Annotated in this window: 14 protein-coding genes and 3 tRNA genes; 7 read left to right on the top strand and 10 right to left on the bottom strand. The window is 70.1% G+C overall.

The window, feature by feature from the left end:
- Window positions 1–32: 32 nt before the first annotated feature.
- Window positions 33–109, top strand: a tRNA-Ile gene (locus BEP24_RS03830).
- A 34-nt stretch (window positions 110–143) separates the two neighbouring features.
- Window positions 144–216, top strand: a tRNA-Ala gene (locus tag BEP24_RS03825).
- 743 nt (window positions 217–959) lie between these two features.
- Here the strand turns inward: BEP24_RS03825 and BEP24_RS03815 are convergent.
- Window positions 960–1535 (bottom strand): hypothetical protein, encoded by a 576-nt coding sequence (locus BEP24_RS03815; RefSeq protein ID WP_083230051.1) that lies wholly within the window; start codon window positions 1533–1535, stop codon window positions 960–962.
- Between the two features lie 116 nt (window positions 1536–1651).
- Between BEP24_RS03815 and BEP24_RS03810 the strand changes: the two genes are divergently transcribed.
- Both BEP24_RS03810 and BEP24_RS03805 read left to right on the top strand, forming a co-directional pair.
- The gene (locus BEP24_RS03810) at window positions 1652–2191 is read left to right on the top strand and encodes a peptidylprolyl isomerase (RefSeq protein WP_065960438.1); all 540 of its coding nucleotides are present in this window, start codon (window positions 1652–1654) and stop codon (window positions 2189–2191) included.
- Window positions 2192–2197: 6 nt separating this feature from the next.
- Complete coding sequence (locus BEP24_RS03805; RefSeq protein ID WP_065960433.1) at window positions 2198–3052, top strand: rhomboid family intramembrane serine protease; 855 nt, start codon at window positions 2198–2200, stop codon at window positions 3050–3052.
- A gap of 448 nt (window positions 3053–3500) precedes the next feature.
- On the opposite strand, the gene BEP24_RS03800 is transcribed toward BEP24_RS03805, so the two are convergent.
- Window positions 3501–3755 carry a cell division protein CrgA gene (locus tag BEP24_RS03800; protein ID WP_058741043.1) on the bottom strand — a complete coding sequence of 85 codons (255 nt, stop codon included), beginning with the start codon at window positions 3753–3755 and terminating at the stop codon, window positions 3501–3503.
- An 80-nt stretch (window positions 3756–3835) separates the two neighbouring features.
- Here BEP24_RS03800 and BEP24_RS03795 point away from each other — a divergent pair, with 80 nt between their 5' ends.
- The gene (locus BEP24_RS03795) at window positions 3836–4480 is read left to right on the top strand and encodes a gamma-glutamyl-gamma-aminobutyrate hydrolase family protein (protein ID WP_065960429.1); all 645 of its coding nucleotides are present in this window, start codon (window positions 3836–3838) and stop codon (window positions 4478–4480) included.
- 270 nt (window positions 4481–4750) lie between these two features.
- On the opposite strand, the gene pknB is transcribed toward BEP24_RS03795, so the two are convergent.
- From pknB to BEP24_RS03760, 7 genes are all read right to left on the bottom strand, one after another.
- A complete protein-coding gene (gene pknB, locus BEP24_RS03790; RefSeq protein ID WP_290439170.1) occupies window positions 4751–6553 on the bottom strand; it encodes a Stk1 family PASTA domain-containing Ser/Thr kinase in 1803 nt (600 codons plus the stop codon).
- Between the two features lie 121 nt (window positions 6554–6674).
- On the bottom strand, window positions 6675–8432 hold the full coding sequence (locus BEP24_RS03785; RefSeq protein WP_065960425.1) for a protein kinase: 1758 nt from the start codon (window positions 8430–8432) through the stop codon (window positions 6675–6677).
- Window positions 8429–9883: a penicillin-binding protein 2 gene (locus BEP24_RS03780; RefSeq protein WP_065960423.1), complete on the bottom strand. Its 1455-nt coding sequence runs from the start codon at window positions 9881–9883 to the stop codon at window positions 8429–8431. Before BEP24_RS03780 ends, BEP24_RS03785 begins: the two co-directional genes overlap by 4 nt.
- A complete protein-coding gene (locus tag BEP24_RS03775) occupies window positions 9880–11331 on the bottom strand; it encodes an FtsW/RodA/SpoVE family cell cycle protein (RefSeq protein ID WP_065960574.1) in 1452 nt (483 codons plus the stop codon). The genes BEP24_RS03780 and BEP24_RS03775 overlap by 4 nt, the downstream gene beginning before the upstream one ends.
- Complete coding sequence (locus BEP24_RS03770; RefSeq protein ID WP_083230050.1) at window positions 11331–12725, bottom strand: Stp1/IreP family PP2C-type Ser/Thr phosphatase; 1395 nt, start codon at window positions 12723–12725, stop codon at window positions 11331–11333. Before BEP24_RS03770 ends, BEP24_RS03775 begins: the two co-directional genes overlap by 1 nt.
- Before the next feature lie 7 nt (window positions 12726–12732).
- Window positions 12733–13290, bottom strand: coding sequence for an FHA domain-containing protein (locus tag BEP24_RS03765; protein ID WP_065960419.1), 558 nt, complete (start codon window positions 13288–13290; stop codon window positions 12733–12735).
- A complete protein-coding gene (locus BEP24_RS03760; protein ID WP_065960415.1) occupies window positions 13287–13967 on the bottom strand; it encodes a DUF3662 and FHA domain-containing protein in 681 nt (226 codons plus the stop codon). Before BEP24_RS03760 ends, BEP24_RS03765 begins: the two co-directional genes overlap by 4 nt.
- A gap of 110 nt (window positions 13968–14077) precedes the next feature.
- Between BEP24_RS03760 and BEP24_RS03755 the strand changes: the two genes are divergently transcribed.
- A tRNA-Leu gene (locus BEP24_RS03755) sits at window positions 14078–14164 on the top strand.
- 121 nt (window positions 14165–14285) lie between these two features.
- Here BEP24_RS03755 and BEP24_RS03750 read toward each other — a convergent pair.
- Window positions 14286–15020, bottom strand: a complete 735-nt coding sequence (locus BEP24_RS03750) for a phosphotransferase (RefSeq protein WP_171898718.1) — start codon at window positions 15018–15020, stop codon at window positions 14286–14288.
- Between BEP24_RS03750 and BEP24_RS17400 the strand changes: the two genes are divergently transcribed.
- Window positions 15021–15214: FhaA domain-containing protein (locus BEP24_RS17400; protein WP_253181556.1), on the top strand; the 194-nt coding region annotated here is incomplete at its 3' end. It lies immediately after the preceding gene.

The following is a 15214-nucleotide window of genomic DNA, read 5'->3' as shown; positions in this document are numbered from 1 at the left end:
GGATCGGTGCGGTAGGCTTTCATCCGGTCTGAGGGGCTATAGCTCAGGCGGTTAGAGCGCTTCGCTGATAACGAAGAGGTCCAAGGTTCAAGTCCTTGTAGCCCCACCACGTACGACATCCGGTCGGTACCTCGGTACCGTACGGGGCCTTAGCTCAGTTGGTAGAGCGCCTGCTTTGCAAGCAGGATGTCGGGAGTTCGATTCTCCCAGGCTCCACTCCGAACAGCCCCTGGTCGCCGCTGGCGTCGCAGGGGCTTCGTCGTTCCCGGGTTTTCGTGCGTGTGCGTGTGCGTGTGCGCGTGCGCGGCGTTCGGGGGTGCGCGCCGAGGTGCCGGAATTCCGGCATCTCGCCGGCGCTGGGCGCGGGGAGTTCCGACACCTCGACGTGCTGGGCGCGGCGAGTCGTGTCGCCTCGGTGTGGCGCACACGCCGGCCTGCGGCCGGGCACAACGCGACGATCTACGACGTGACGGAACGGCGGGGCCGTCGCGTGAGCAGGGTGCGCACCGGACGGGAGGCGCGGGGCGGGCTGGCAGCGCGCCTCCAGTCCGCGCTGCCGACCAGCAGTACCGACGCACGCCGCTTGCCGACGGGCGCACGCCGCTTGCCGGCGGGTGCACGCCGCTTGCCGGCGGGTGCACGCCGCTTGCCGGCGGGTGCACGCCGCTTGCCGACGGGCGCACGCCGCTCGCCGACGGGCGCACGCCGCTCGCCCATGGGCACGCSGCTTGCCCATGGGCGCGCCGGTCGCCCAGGGTCGCACGCCGCTCGCGCACCCCACCGGCGAGCGGGCGGGACGCGCCGCGTGGAGGACGGCGGGAGGGCGGTGTTCGTCGCCGTGGGCCGCCGAGTGTGACTGATCGTGCGCGCTCAACGGGGCCCAGCGCCGTCGACCTCCCGTGCCAGGGACGACGAAGGGCCCCGGCGCAGTGCCGGGGCCCTTCGAACGAACCGGGAGGTCAGGCGGACTTCTTCTCCGCCGAGTCAGCGTCGTCGGCGACCCACAGGTCGTCGTCGGCGCGGAGCGTCTGGTACGCCGCGTAGGCAGCACCGGCGACGGCGACGACACCGACCACGATGAGGGCGACCCCACCGAAGCCGAGGCCCTTCTTCTGGTGACCGGGCGTGTACTTCGCCGCGGCCTTCTTCGCCTTGGCGCCCTTCTTCTGGGCGTCCTTCACGATCTTCTTGACGCGCGGGTCCTTCGCGAGGTCCTTGACGCTCAGGACCGAGCCAGCGGTGGCGACGAGCCCCGGGACGACCTCGGTCTGGAAGCGGTGCGAGGCGTTCTGCGCGGCCGAGGTGGCTGCGTGGACGCTCGTGGCGACAGCGGGACGGATCCCGTTGTCGATCGCGTTCTGCACGCGGGGTGCGATGTCCTTGCGAGCTGCGTCTGCGGCGTGCGAGCGAGCCTCGGCGAGGATCGCGTTCGCGTGCTCCAGGACCTTGCGCTGCTCGCCGAGGAGCGAGGCGGTCTTGCCCTTGAGCTTCTTGATCTGCTTCCGACGCTTGCGCGGGATCTCGATCGTCGTCATCTGGTACCTCCATCGGAACGGCGTGACCCCATCCTGCCACCGGGGCGGCTGACAGGTCACGGAGCCTCAGCTGTGCAATCCGTGTCTGCACCGGGAGTACATGCGAGAATCGGAACATGTCTCTGCACACCGCTGTCGCAACGATCCACACGAACAAGGGCGACGTCCGCGTCAACCTGTTCGGCAACCACGCTCCGAAGACCGTCAAGAACTTCGTCGACCTCGCGACCGGCAAGCAGGAGTGGACCCACCCGGGCACGGGCAAGGTCTCGACCGACAAGCTCTACGACGGCGTGATCTTCCACCGCATCATCAAGGACTTCATGATCCAGGGCGGCGACCCGCTCGGTCAGGGCATCGGTGGCCCGGGCTACCGCTTCGACGACGAGATCTCCCCCGAGCTCACCTTCCAGAAGCCGTACATCTTCGCCATGGCGAACGCCGGCATCCAGGGCGGCCGGGGCACGAACGGTTCGCAGTTCTTCATCACCACGGTCGCCACCCCCTGGCTCCAGGGCAAGCACACCATCTTCGGTGAGGTCGCGGACGACGAGTCGCGCGCGGTCGTCGACGCGATCGAGGCCGTCCCGACCGACGGTCGCGACAAGCCGCTCGAGGACGTCGTCATCCAGAGCATCGACGTCGAGGACGTCTGAGTCCAGGTGACGGACCACGCTGCGAACCCGGGCAACTTCTGCTACCGACACCCGGACCGGCAGAGCTTCATCCTCTGCCAGCGCTGCGGACGGACGATCTGCACCGAGTGCCAGACGCCGGCTGCCGTCGGGGTGCACTGCCCGGAGTGCGTCCGTGAACAGCGGGCACAGTTCGCGGCGAACCGGAAGGCATCCGGAGCGCCGAGCGGCCTGACCGTCGCTCGGCGCCGGTTCGCCATGCTCGACCAGAAGGGCACGTTCGTGCTCGTGGTCGTCTCGGTGGCGATCTGGCTGCTCGACCAGGTGACCGGCCGGTACCTGACGGCACTCCTGGCCTACAACTCGCTGCTGCTGCCCACCCAGCCGTGGCGGATCGTCACGTCGCTGTTCGTGCACTCGGGCTTCTTCCACATCGCCTTCAACATGTGGGCGCTGTGGGTGTTCGGGCGCATGCTCGAGAACCTGCTCGGGACGTGGCGCTTCCTGGCGCTGTACTTCATCTCCGGGATCTTCGGCACCCTGGCGGTCACCGTCCTGGCGCCCGGCACCGGTGTGCTCGGTGCCTCGGGGGCGATCTTCGGGCTCTTCGCGGCGTTCTTCGTCATCCAGCGGAGCCTGGGGATCAACGCCGTGCAGCTCCTGGTGATCATCGGCCTCAACCTCGTGATCGGGTTCCTGCCCGGGACGAACATCTCGTGGCAGGCGCACGTCGGCGGCATCGTGGGCGGCTTCCTCACCGGCCTGGTGTTCGCCCAGACGCGGAACATCCGCCGTCGGCCGTTGCAGATCGCCCTGCTCGTGGCCGAAGCCGTCGCGGCGATCGCCCTGATCTACGTCGGGTACGCCGTCACGATCGGCTGATCGCGGCCTGCTTCGTCGAACGCCCCACCGCAGTGCGCGGTGGGGCGTTCGTCGTTCCCGCGCCCTCGAAGCGGATGTGACGGCCAGTGGCGCGGATGTGACGGGCCCGCGGAGCGCAGGACGTCGTCGTTCTCCACACCTCTGCACGGAGTTCTCCACAGCTGGGGACAACTCGGTGAGTTACACGCGTGTGATTATCCCCACTGTGGATGCACATGTGGATAACTCCGGGACGAGGGTGTGGATGACGCTGGGGAAAGTGTGGAGAACTGGGGAGAACTCCGCCCGTGGTGTGGAGAGCGGCGCCGACGGCCGGCCGAGCTTGTGGACAGACCGGAGTGCGTTCACGCAACCGAGCACCACGCTGCTCCGGGCAGCTTCGACCCCGGGTACACGACGACGCCCGCCGCACCGAGGGGTGCGACGGGCGTCGGAACAGCGGAGGTGGCTAGCGCCAGCGTGTGGTCATGAGGAAGCCGACGAACATGATGCCGAATCCGATGAGGATGTTCCACGACCCGAGCGACGGCACGGGCAGCGTCGTGTTCGAGATGTAGAAGACGATGACCCACGCCAGCCCGACCAGCATGAAGCCGAACATGACGGGCTTGAACCACACGGGGTTCGGCTGGTCGCCGGCCGTGTCGACCGAGTCGGCTCGGGTCCTCCGGGCGGGCTTGGTGCGGTCCTTGTCCTTGGCCATGGCCGGTATCCTACCGTGACCGCGTGTGCGGCACGGCCCCCAGGAGCCGCACACACCCCCACAGGTACGGTGATGCGACCATGACCAAGATCCTCGTCGTCGACAACTACGACAGCTTCGTCTACACGCTGAACGGGTACGTGCAGCAGCTCGGAGCCGAGACCGACGTCGTCCGCAACGACGCCTTCCCCGAGTCCGAGATCGCCGAGCGGCTCGCCGACTACGACGGCGTGCTGCTCTCCCCCGGCCCGGGGACGCCCGCCGACGCCGGGGTCTCCATCCCGACGGTGCGCGCCGCGATCCAGGCCGAGACGCCGCTGCTCGGGGTGTGCCTCGGCCACCAGGCCATCGCGGAGGCCCTCGGCGCGACCGTCACGCACGCCGAGGAACTCATGCACGGGAAGACCTCGCAGGTCGACCACGACGACAGCGTCCTGTTCACCGGCGTCCCGCACCCCTTCACCGCGACGCGCTACCACTCGCTGGCGATCGTCGACGGCACGGTGCCGGACGAGCTCACCGTCACCGCGCGGACCGGTGGCGGCGTCATCATGGGTGTCCAGCACCGCGACCACCCCGTGTACGGCGTGCAGTTCCACCCGGAGTCCGTCCTCACCGAGGGCGGGTACCGGATGGTCGGCAACTGGCTCGAGACGACCGGCCTGACCGGTGCGGCCGAGCGGGCCGCGGCGCTGAACCCGCTCATCGCCGCACAGCGCGGCTGAATCGACCGCGCGGACTGCCCGCCGCCGGCGGGGCGGCCGCGGGTGGCGGGCTCTGGAGCCAGCCATGTGGCCCGCCGAGCAGTCCGACGGACGTGGGGCGTGCCTCCAGACCGGTGCGAGGCGTCCCCGCGGGTCGCGACCGTCCCGTCGCTGGGGGATGCGCTGAACGCAACCCGACGCGACGCGTCGCGTCCGAACCGGCGAGGGAGTCGCCGGTCGCCCCCAGGCCGTGCCGATCGGGCGCTTGAGGGCCGCCCGCGTCGGCGGTTGCTACTGGCCGGGGGACGGCGGCGTGCCGCCCTGCTGCTGGCCACCGTTCGCCGGCGACGACGGCTGCTGCGTGGGCTTGTCCGAGGCGGCGCAGTAGACCAGCGTGACCGAGCTGCCCTGTGCGATGTCACCCTCCGGTGCGCTCTGCTGCACGACGAGGCCGCCGGTGCAGGAGTTCGAGGCCACGGGGACCACGGTCAGGCCGAGCGAGACGAGGGTCTGGTTCGCGGTCCCGAAGGGCTGCTGCGTGACGTTCGGCAGGCGGACCTTGCCGTTCGAGACCCGCAGGTTCACGACCGAGCCCTTGGTGAGCTGCGTCGTCGCTGCTGGGTCGGAGTCGATGACGGTGCCCTCGGGGATGTCGTTCGAGTAGTCGGAGTTGATCGCACCGACCTGGAAGCCGGCCGCCTTCAGTGCCTGTTGTGCGGCGTCCTGGGTCTGCCCCGCCAGGTCGGGGACCGCCACCTGCTCGGGGCCGAGCGACACGATGACCCGGATGCTCTGCTTGCGCGCGACGTTCGTGCCGGAACCGGGCTCGGTGCGGATGACGGAGTCCTTCGGGACGTCGTCGGAGTTCTCACCGACCTCGACCGGGCTGAGGTCGCGCTGTTCGAGCGCGGACTTCGCCGAGTCCCACGTGCCGCCGACGACGTTCGGGACGGAGACCGAGGACGACACCGGCGCCTTGCCGGGCTGCAGGTTCGCGACGAAGAAGCCGACGCCGGCGATCACGGCGATGGTCAGGATGATGCCCACCCAGATCCACGCCACCGGCGGGCGGTTCTGGGTCCGCTGCGGGCGGTGCTCGGCGGTGTCGTCGTCGAGCTCGCGGAACGCGACCGCGGGGTTCGACGTCGTGCGCGGGTTGACCCCGAACAGCATCGTCGATGCGTCGTGCGCGGCGTTCTGCTGGAGCTTGCGGGTCGACACCGGCACCTTGCCCGCTGCGGCCTGCTGCAGGTCGGAGCGGAACTCGGCGGCGTTCTGGAAGCGTCGGGTGCGGTCCTTCACGAGCGCGTGCAGCGTCACGGCGTCGAGGGCAGGCGACACCGCGTGGGCGATCGTCGACGGGGCCACCGGCTGCTCGCTCACGTGCTGGTAGGCGACCGCGACGGGCGAGTCACCGATGAACGGTGCGCGGCCGGTGAGGAGCTCGAAGAGCACGACGCCCGTGGAGTAGATGTCGGTGCGCGCGTCGACCGTCTCGCCGCGGGCCTGCTCCGGCGAGAAGTACGAGGCGGTCCCGAGGATCGACGTCGTCTGCGCGACGGTCGCCGAGGTGTCGGTGATGGCCCGGGCGATGCCGAAGTCCATGACCTTGACCTGGCCGTTGTGGGCGACCATCACGTTCGCGGGCTTGATGTCGCGGTGGACGACCCCGGCGCGGTGCGAGTACTCGAGCGCGGTGAGGATGCCCTCGGTGATGCGCACGGCCTCGGACGGGTCGAGCGGGCCCTCGGCGACGATGTCCGAGAGCGCACGGCCCTCGACGTACTCCATGACGATGTAGGGCACCTGCACCTCGGCGCCCGAGGTCTCGGTGACGGTCTCCTCGCCGGCGTCGTAGACGCGGACGATGGTGGGGTGCGCCATGCGCGCAGCCGCCTGGGCTTCCTGGCGGAAGCGGATGCGGAACGCAGGGTCGTTGGCGAGGCTCGGCTTGAGCAGCTTCACCGCGACCTTGCGTCCGAGTCTGGTGTCGGTGCCCACGTGCACCGTCGCCATCCCACCGCGACCGATGACGTCGCCGATCTCGTAGCGGTTGGCGAGGAGCGCGATCCCCGCGGTCACACCTTCAGGCACGTACTCCTCCGAATGTCCGTCCGGGACAGTGTACGGCAGCGTTCACTGGCAGCCGGCTGACGGCGGAGGCTCCCGACCAACCGTTACGCAACGGTGTCGGAAGCCCCCGTCCGGGTGACGCTCAGCCGGTCTTCGAGGTACCCGTACCGGTGCCCGTTCCCGCCCCGTTCGCCGGGGGCGTGGAGGTCGGCGAGGGGCTCGACGTCCAGGTGGCCGTGGCGGGGTCCGAGTCCTCGGAGGGCGCGAGCGAGCCGCACGTCACGTTGTAGCTGAACGACACCGGGGTGCCGGCGGCGTCGGCCTGGATCGTCACCGCGGTCGAGCTGGTGTCACCCGAGGTCGCACCGGAGGCGTCCTTCCCACCGGTGACCTTCCACGAGTACTTCGACACCGAGTAGCCGTCCGGGCAGGTGGCGGCCGACCAGCTGAAGGTGACCGACCCCGTGCTCGACACCGACGACGCGTTCGGGGTGTTCGGCTTGTTGGCCGTCGGCGGGGTCGTGTACTGCGTGACCGTGATGGTCGTGCCGTCCATGACGCTGCCCGTGGGGGTCAGGTCGGCGACGGTGTTCGCCTGTGCAGCGGTCGGTGCGGGGCTGCCGTCCTGCACGTCCACCTCGAAGCCGAGCTCCTGGAGGGCGTTGCGGACGTCGTCGGTGGCACGGCCGACGTACTGGCTCTTGTCGATGAACTGCCGGGCCGGCTGCGACGGGGTCGGGGACGGCGTGTTGCTCGGCCGCGCCGAGGCGCTGGGCGACTGGGACGCCGGGGCCTTCCCTCCGTCGCCGTCCCCGCCGCCGTTGAGCGCGAACGCGACGACCGCGCCGATGATCGCCAGGAGGGCGACCCCACCGACGACCCACCAGATCCATGCACGCTTCTTCGGCTCGTCCTCGTCGGGCGAGGCGGGCGATCCCGGCGTGGTCGGCGGACCGGCGAGGGCGCCGGCCTGGGTGCCGATGAGCGCGGTCGCCTGCTCGTCGCCGCGGTCCGCCGGGGGGTTGAACGCGACGGTGCCGGCACCGCCGACGGCGGGGACCGCGACGGTGGCGGCCGCGACGTCGCCACGGCGGAGCGCCTGGGCGGCACGCGCCAGGTTGGCCGCGGTCGCGGGACGGTCGGCGGGCTTCTTCGCGATGCAGGACAGCACGAGTGCGGCCACGGGCTCCGGCACGTCGGACGGCAGCGCGGGGGGTTGCTCGTTGATGTGCGCCATCGCGATCGCGACCTGCGACTCACCCGTGAACGGGCGCCGGCCGGCGAGGGCCTCGTACGCGACGATGCCGAGCGAGTAGACGTCGGTGGACGGCGAGGCCGGGTGACCGCTCGCCTGCTCGGGTGACAGGTACTGGACCGTGCCCATCACCTGCCCGGTCGCCGTGAGCGGCACCTGGTCGGCGATGCGCGCGATCCCGAAGTCGGTGATCTTGACGCGGCCGTCCGGGGTGATGAGCAGGTTGCCCGGCTTGATGTCGCGGTGCACGAGGCCCACGGCGTGCGCGGCCTGCAGTGCGTTCGCGGTCTGCGCGACGATGTCGAGCACCTTGTCGACCGGGAGCGTGTGCTCGCGTTCGATCATGGTCGACAGGGCCTCGCCGGGGACGAGCTCCATCACGAGGTAGGCGCTGCCGTCCTCCTCGCCGTAGTCGAAGACGTTGGCGATGCCCTCGTGGTTGACGAGCGCGGCGTGCCGGGCCTCGGCGCGGAAGCGCTCGAGGAAGCCCGGGTCGCCGAGGTACTCGTCCTTGAGGATCTTGAGTGCGACGGTCCGTCCGATGACGAGGTCGGTGGCCTGCCAGACCTCGCCCATGCCGCCGATCGCGACACGGGAGGAGAGCTGGTACCGCCCACCGAAGGTGAGTCCGCTGGTGGGTCTCATTTGTTCAGCACCGCCTCCATGACTTTCTTCGCGACCGGGGCCGCGACCGTGTTGCCGACGCCGGACTGTCCGCGTCCGCCACCGTTCCCGACGACGACCGCGACGGCCACCTCCGGGTCCTTGGCCGGGGCGAACCCCGTGAACCAGAGCGTGTACGGATCGCCCGTACCGCCTTCCGCCGTGCCGGTCTTGCCGGCGACGTCGACACCGTCGATCTTGGCATTGGTACCGGTGCCGTCGTTGACGACGCTCTGCATCGCCTCGGTCAGGTCGGCCGCCTCGGAGCCGGACAGCGGGTCGCTGTACTGGCGCGGCGAGAACGACTCGACGGTCTTCAGGTCGCTCGTGGTGATCGAGTCGACGAGCGACGGCTGCATGACCTTGCCACCGTTGGCGATGCCGGCCGACACCATCGCGATCTGCAGCGGCGACACGCGCACGCTGGCCTGGCCGAAGGCGCTCAGCATGAGCTGGGCGGTCGAGTCGACGTCGGGGTACTGGCTCGCCGTGGCGCGCATCGGCACCTCGATGGCGTCGCCGAACCCGTACTCGTCGGCGACGGACTTGATCTCGTCGTACCCGAGCTTCTGGCCGAGCTCCGCGAACGGGATGTTGCACGAGTACTGGATCGCCGTGCGCAGCTTCACCGTCTCGCCACCGCCGCAGGACCCGCCCTCGGCGTTGTTGATGAACGTGTTCGTGCCGGGGAGCTGGAGCCGGGCCGGGTTCGGGAACTCGGAGTCGAGGTCGTACTTGCCGTCCTTGAGCGCGGCCGACGCGACGACGAGCTTGAAGACCGATCCCGGCGTGTAGAGGTCGCCGCCGATGGCGCGGTTCTGCAACGGGGTGGGCTTCTGCGCGAGGAGGGCGTCGTACTCGGCCTTGACCTTCGCGGTGTCGTGCGAGGTGAGCGCGTTCGGGTCGTACTCGGGCTTGGACACCATCGCGAGGATCTTGCCGGTCTTCGGTTGGATCGCGACGACGGCGCCGGAGTTCGACCCGAGGGCGTCGTACGCGGCCTGCTGCACGTCGGGGTCGATCGTCAGGTTGACGTTGTCGCCCTGGATGTCCTGCCCGGTGAGGATCGCGTTGAGGTTCTGGAAGAACGAGGCGTCGGAGTTGCCCGACAGGACCGAGTTCTCGGCGCCCTCGATGCCGGTGTTGCCCTGGCCGATCGTGAAGTACCCGGTGACGGCCGAGTAGAGCGCGCCGTTCGTGTAGGAGCGCTGGTACTGGTACTGGTCGTCCACCGGGGTCGACTCGGCGATCGGGCTGCCGTTGACGAGGATCGCGCCCCGCTTGGTGGAGTAGCTGTCCAGGATGGTCCGGGAGTTGCGCGAGTCGGCGCGCAGGGAGTCGGACGCGAAGAACTGGATCGAGGTCGTCGACACGAACAGTGCGACGAACATGAGCACGATGACGGTCGAGACACCGCGGAGCTGTCGGTTCACCGGCTGTGCTCCTTCCTGGTCGCGGCCTTCGTGCGCGGAGCCTTCCCGCGCGCGGCCGGGATCGCGCCCTGCTGGACGCGCTGTTCTGCGGGGATCGCGTCGGTCAGTCGCAGCAGCATCGCCGCGATGATCCAGTTGGCGATCAGGGAGGACCCACCGGCCGCCATGAAGGGCGTGGTCAGACCGGTCACCGGGATGATGCGGGTGATGCCGCCGACGACGACGAACACCTGCAGGGCGATCGTGAAGCCGAAGCCGACCCCGAGGAGCTTGCCGAAGTCGTCCTGGGCCATGAAGGCCACCCGCAGGCCGCGGGAGGCCAGCACGATGAACAGTGCCAGGATCGCGAAGACACCGATGAGCCCGAGTTCCTCACCGAGGGACGCGACGATGTAGTCGGCGTTCGCCACCGGGGTGATGTACGGCCGGCCCTGCCCGAGGCCGGTCCCGGTGATGCCGCCGTTCGCGAACCCGAACAGGCCCTGCACGAGCTGGTAGCTGCCCTGCGTCTGCCGCGAGAAGATCGCCTGGTCGAACGGGTCGAGCCACTGCTCGAACCGGCCGCGCACGTACACGAGGGCGGCCTGGGCGACGATCGCACCACCGATGAACAGCGTCAGGCCGATCGCGACCCAGCTGAGCCGTCCCGTCGCGACGTAGATCATCACGAGGAACAGGCCGAAGTACAGCAGCGCCGTGCCGAGGTCGCGCTGGAAGACGAGGACGGCCATCGCGGCGCCCCACATCACCAGGATCGGGCCGAGGTCACGCGCTCGCGGGAACGTCATGCCGAGGAACTTCTTGCCGACGATCGACAGCGAGTCGCGGGCGGTGACGAGGTACCCGGCGAAGAACAGCGCCATGGTGATCTTCGCGAGCTCACCCGGCTGGAACGAGAACGGGCCGATCCGGATCCAGACGCGTGCGCCGCCGATGTTCTCGCCGATCCCCGGCAGCATCGGCATGAGGAGCAGGAAGATCGTCAGCGCCATGAAGATGTAGCGGTAGCGCTGCAGGAACCGGTGGTTGCGGACCACCACGACGGTGATCGTCGCGAGCACCATCGCGAGCATCGTCCAGACGATCTGCTTCACGCCGATCGCGTCCCAGCCGGTCAGGCCGTTGTGGACGTCGATGCGGTAGATCTCGGCGATCCCGATGCCGTTGAGCACGAGGGCGACCGGCAGGATGAACGGGTCGGCGTTCTTCGCGACGACCCGGAGCACGCAGTGCATGACGAGCGCGAGCCCGAGGATCCCGCCCCCGACCCACAGCACGCCCGTGTCGAACAGGCGGCCCTTGGTGCCGAGCTGGACGAGCACCATCGCCCCGGCGCAGATGCCGCAAGCGATGACGAGCAGCACGAGCTCGAGGTTGCGGGCGCGCGCGGGTTCGCGGAGCTTGATCGTGATCGCCTGGGTGAAGGACTGTGCGGTGGCGGTGCTCATCACAGCGCCTCCGCCCCGGGCGAGGGCGTTCCCGCTGCCGCCGCTGCCGCCGGTGCTGCCGGCGCCTCGGTCGGGGAGTCGGACGGGGTGGGCGTCGGCGAGGACGACGGGGACCCGTCGCCACCGGTCCCGGCCTGGTCCTGTCCGGTCTCCGCGGCCTTGCGCAGGCGGTCGACGATGTCCCGAGCGTCGGACAACGACGTCGCGTTGATCGTCGAGCGGACGTTCTCGCGGGTGTACTCCGGCAGCGACGCGGTGCTGATGTCGGTGTCCTCGTACACGTCGGACAGCGCGATCGGACCGATCGACTGCTGGACGCCCTTGTAGATCGCGACGGTGCCGCGGTCGGTGCCCACGTAGTAGTGGTCCTGCGTGATCCGCCAGCCCAGGAACACGGCGCCGACGAGCAGCCCGACCGCCGCGACGAGCGCGATCGTCCAACCGATCCGTCGGCGCACCCGGCGACGACGGTCCTCGGCGATGAGCTCGGCGAAGTACTGGTCCGACTCTGGCTCGAAGTGCGAGTCCTCGGGCGCGGCGCTGACCTTGAGGGGGTGCAGCAGGATCGTGGGGAGGCGGATCGGCTTGCGGCCGGTCGACGCCTCGAAGGTCAGGGGTGCTGCGGCGGACCCGACCGTGGTGGCGGCCTCGTCGTCGTCGACCACGTCGCCGTCGGTCACGTCCATCACGACGACGGTGACGTTGTCGGGGGCGCCGTGGTCGAGCGTCTCCTTGACCAGGCGCTGGGTGACCTGGTTGGCGTCCATCGTCGACGCCAGGGCGTGTCGGATGCGCTCCTCGGCGAGGTACGAGGACAGGCCGTCGGAGCACAGGAGCCAGCGGTCGCCGGCCTGGATGTCCATGACGGCGGTGTCGACCTCGGGTGCCGCGTCGACGTCGCCGAGCACCCGCATGAGCACCGAGCGGCGCGGGTGGACCGCTGCTTCCTCCGGTGTGATGCGACCGCTGTCGACGAGCCGCTGCACGAACGTGTGGTCGGAGGTGATCTGCTGCAGCTCACCGTCGCGCATCCGGTAGATGCGCGAGTCGCCGATGTGGGCGATGGCGATCTGCTCGCCGACCCGGATGAGCGCGGACACCGTGGTGCCCATGCCGGTGAGTTCCTGGTGCTCGAAGACCGTCTCGGTGATGAGCTGGTTCGCGGCGATGAGGGCCGACTGCAGGGCGAACTCGGCGTCGTGCGCGGAGGGGAACTCGCGGTCCACCTCGCGGATCCGACGGATGGCGATCGCGGAGGCGACGTCGCCGCCCGCGTGGCCGCCCATGCCGTCGGCGACGGCGAAGAGGTGGGTGCCGGCGTAGCCGGAGTCCTGGTTGTTGGCGCGGATGCGCCCCACGTGGGACACAGCGGCGCTCAGCGTGCGAGCGGTCATGTCCGGGTTACCGCCGCAGCTCGAACGTCGTCGTCCCGATCGTGATCGGTGTCCGCTCCGCGATGGTCACGGGGGTGGTCACCTTCTGACCGTCGACGAAGGTGCCGTTCGTGGACTCGAGGTCGGTGAGGACCCACCCCGACGCCCGGAGTTCCAGGCGGGCGTGGTGGGTGGACGTGTAGTCGTCGCGGATCACGACGTTGGACTCGCTCGAGCGGCCGATGGTGATCGGTCCGCCGCCGAGCGGCATCTCGAGGCCCTCACGTGCGCCCTCGGTGATGACGAGCCGCGTCGGGACGCCGCTCGCGGTCTGCTGCGGCGTCGGTCCGGAGGACTGCCCGATCAGCTCGGTGAACGCACCACCCGACGCGGCCGCCGGAGCAGCCGCAGCGGGGACCACGGGGGTCGTCGGGCCGGACGGTGCGGCCTTCGGATCGGTGGGGATCGTGCGCACGCGCTGGCCGAAGAGGTCGCTCCGCAGGGCGAAGACGATCACGAACACGAACAGCCACAGCACCGCGAGGAACGCGAAGCGCAGGACGAGCAGGGTCAGCCCTGTGGTCATCGAGCACCTCCGTCGCTCTCGGGGATCACCCGGAACACCATACGGGTACGACCGATCTCGATCGTCGAGTCCGGCTCCACGATGGCCTGCTGGAAGCGCTGACCGTCGAGTTTCGAGCCGTTCGTCGACCCCAGGTCGTTGGCCTGGGCGTGCTTGCCGTCCCAGATCACCTCGACGTGCTTGCGGCTCGTGCCGGTGTCGGCGACGGTGATGTCGGCGTCCGTCCCGCGGCCGATCACGGTGCGTCCGCGCTGCAGCCGGTGACGCTGGGAGCCGATGTCGAGGACCGCGACCCACGCGACGTCGCGCTGCACGGTGCTCGAGTCGACCTGCAGGATCCCGGTCGAGAGCGTGCCGTCCTGCTGCAACCGGATCGTCACCGGGCCCGAGAACGAGTAGTTCTGCGCCACGGCGTGCTGCTGCACCATCGAGGTCAGCTCGTCGATCAGCGGTCGTCCCACGTCGTTCATGCGCGTGAAGTCCGGCGGTGCGAGCCGGACGGTGAACTCGTTCGGCACGAGGATGCGCTCCCGCGACACCACGGCGGCCTTGGTGTCGAGCTCGCGGCGCAGGGCGCTCGAGATCTCCACGGGCTGCACGCCGGAGCGGAAGGTCTTCGCGAACGCACCGTTGACGGCGCGCTCCAACCCTCGCTCGAAGCTGTCCAAGAGGCCCATGTGTCTCCAGTGTCGTCGGTCACGGACCACTGCATGGTAGTGGGTGGCACCCGGGCCCGTCTGACAGTGGTCACGGGGCCCCTCGGCGCCGTGCTAATGTTGCCGGGCTGGCGCGAGTGGCGGAATTGGTAGACGCGCACGGTTCAGGTCCGTGTGCTGGAAACGGCGTGGGGGTTCAAGTCCCCCCTCGCGCACCAGGTGAGGAACGGCCCCCGGAGGAATCCGGGGGCCGTTCCGCGTTTCCGGGAGTCTGCTGCCCCGGGACGTCCGCTGCCCCGGGACGTCCGCCGCCCCCGGGGGGTCTCCTGGCCCGGCCCGTCAGCCCGCGAAGGCAGCGAGGGCGTCGTCGAGCATCCGGTGCCCCTGCTCCTCGAAGCCGGCGTCACCCACCTCGTGTGCCCACACCGCGGTGCCGACGGCCTCGCGGAGCTGGATCCAGCGCCACGCGTCCGGGGTCCGGGGATCGCCCCCGTACCCGTCGATGAAGGCGGTCTCGAGCGCCGGGTCGTGCTGCCAGTGCAGGACGGCGAGCCGTGTGAGGTCCGTCGCGGCCGGACGGAACGCGAAGCGTCCGAGGTCGATCGCGCGGAGGCGGCCGTCATCGACCACCCAGTTGCGGGGCTGCCAGTCGCCGTGCGTCGGCACGACGGTCACCGGGGTCGGACGGAACCGGGCGAGCACGGCGCGGACGGCCTCGACCCGCTCGGCCGGGATCCGGTGCCGCCGGTCGAGCTGAGCCGTGGTCTTCGCCTGCTCCTGCTCGGCGTAGGTCGGGTCGGTCCGCGCCGTCTGGTCGTGGAGGCGTCGGAGCAGGGCGCCCGCCTGCCGGTGCACCGCGGGGTCGTGTTCGTCCGGGGTGCCGAGCGCGAGACGGCCCGGGACCCGGTCGAGCACGAGGACCCGGGTGTCCTCGTCCGCCGCGACCAGGGCTCCGGCGTCGCCGCGCGCGACGAGCACGTCGGTCCACCCGCGGTGCGCCGTGAGCTCGCGGGGGAAGTGGGTGTTCTGCGGCCCGCACGCCTTGACGACGAGGTCGCGTCCGCCCGACCGCACGTGGAGCACGACGGTGTCGAGCAGCCCCCAGGAGTGGTCGGCGACGAGTTCGCCGTCCGGCTCGCACCGCCGGACTTCACGCGCATGAACGACGTGGGACGACCGCTGATCGACGAGCTGACCTCGATGGTGCAGCAGCACGCCGTGGCGCAGAACTACTCGTTCTCCGCCGTGGCGCAGAACTACTCGTTCTC

It is taken from the genome of Curtobacterium sp. UCD-KPL2560 (assembly GCF_001705035.1).
GTDB lineage: Bacteria > Actinomycetota > Actinomycetes > Actinomycetales > Microbacteriaceae > Curtobacterium.
This window is presented reverse-complemented; position numbering and strand designations above follow the sequence as displayed.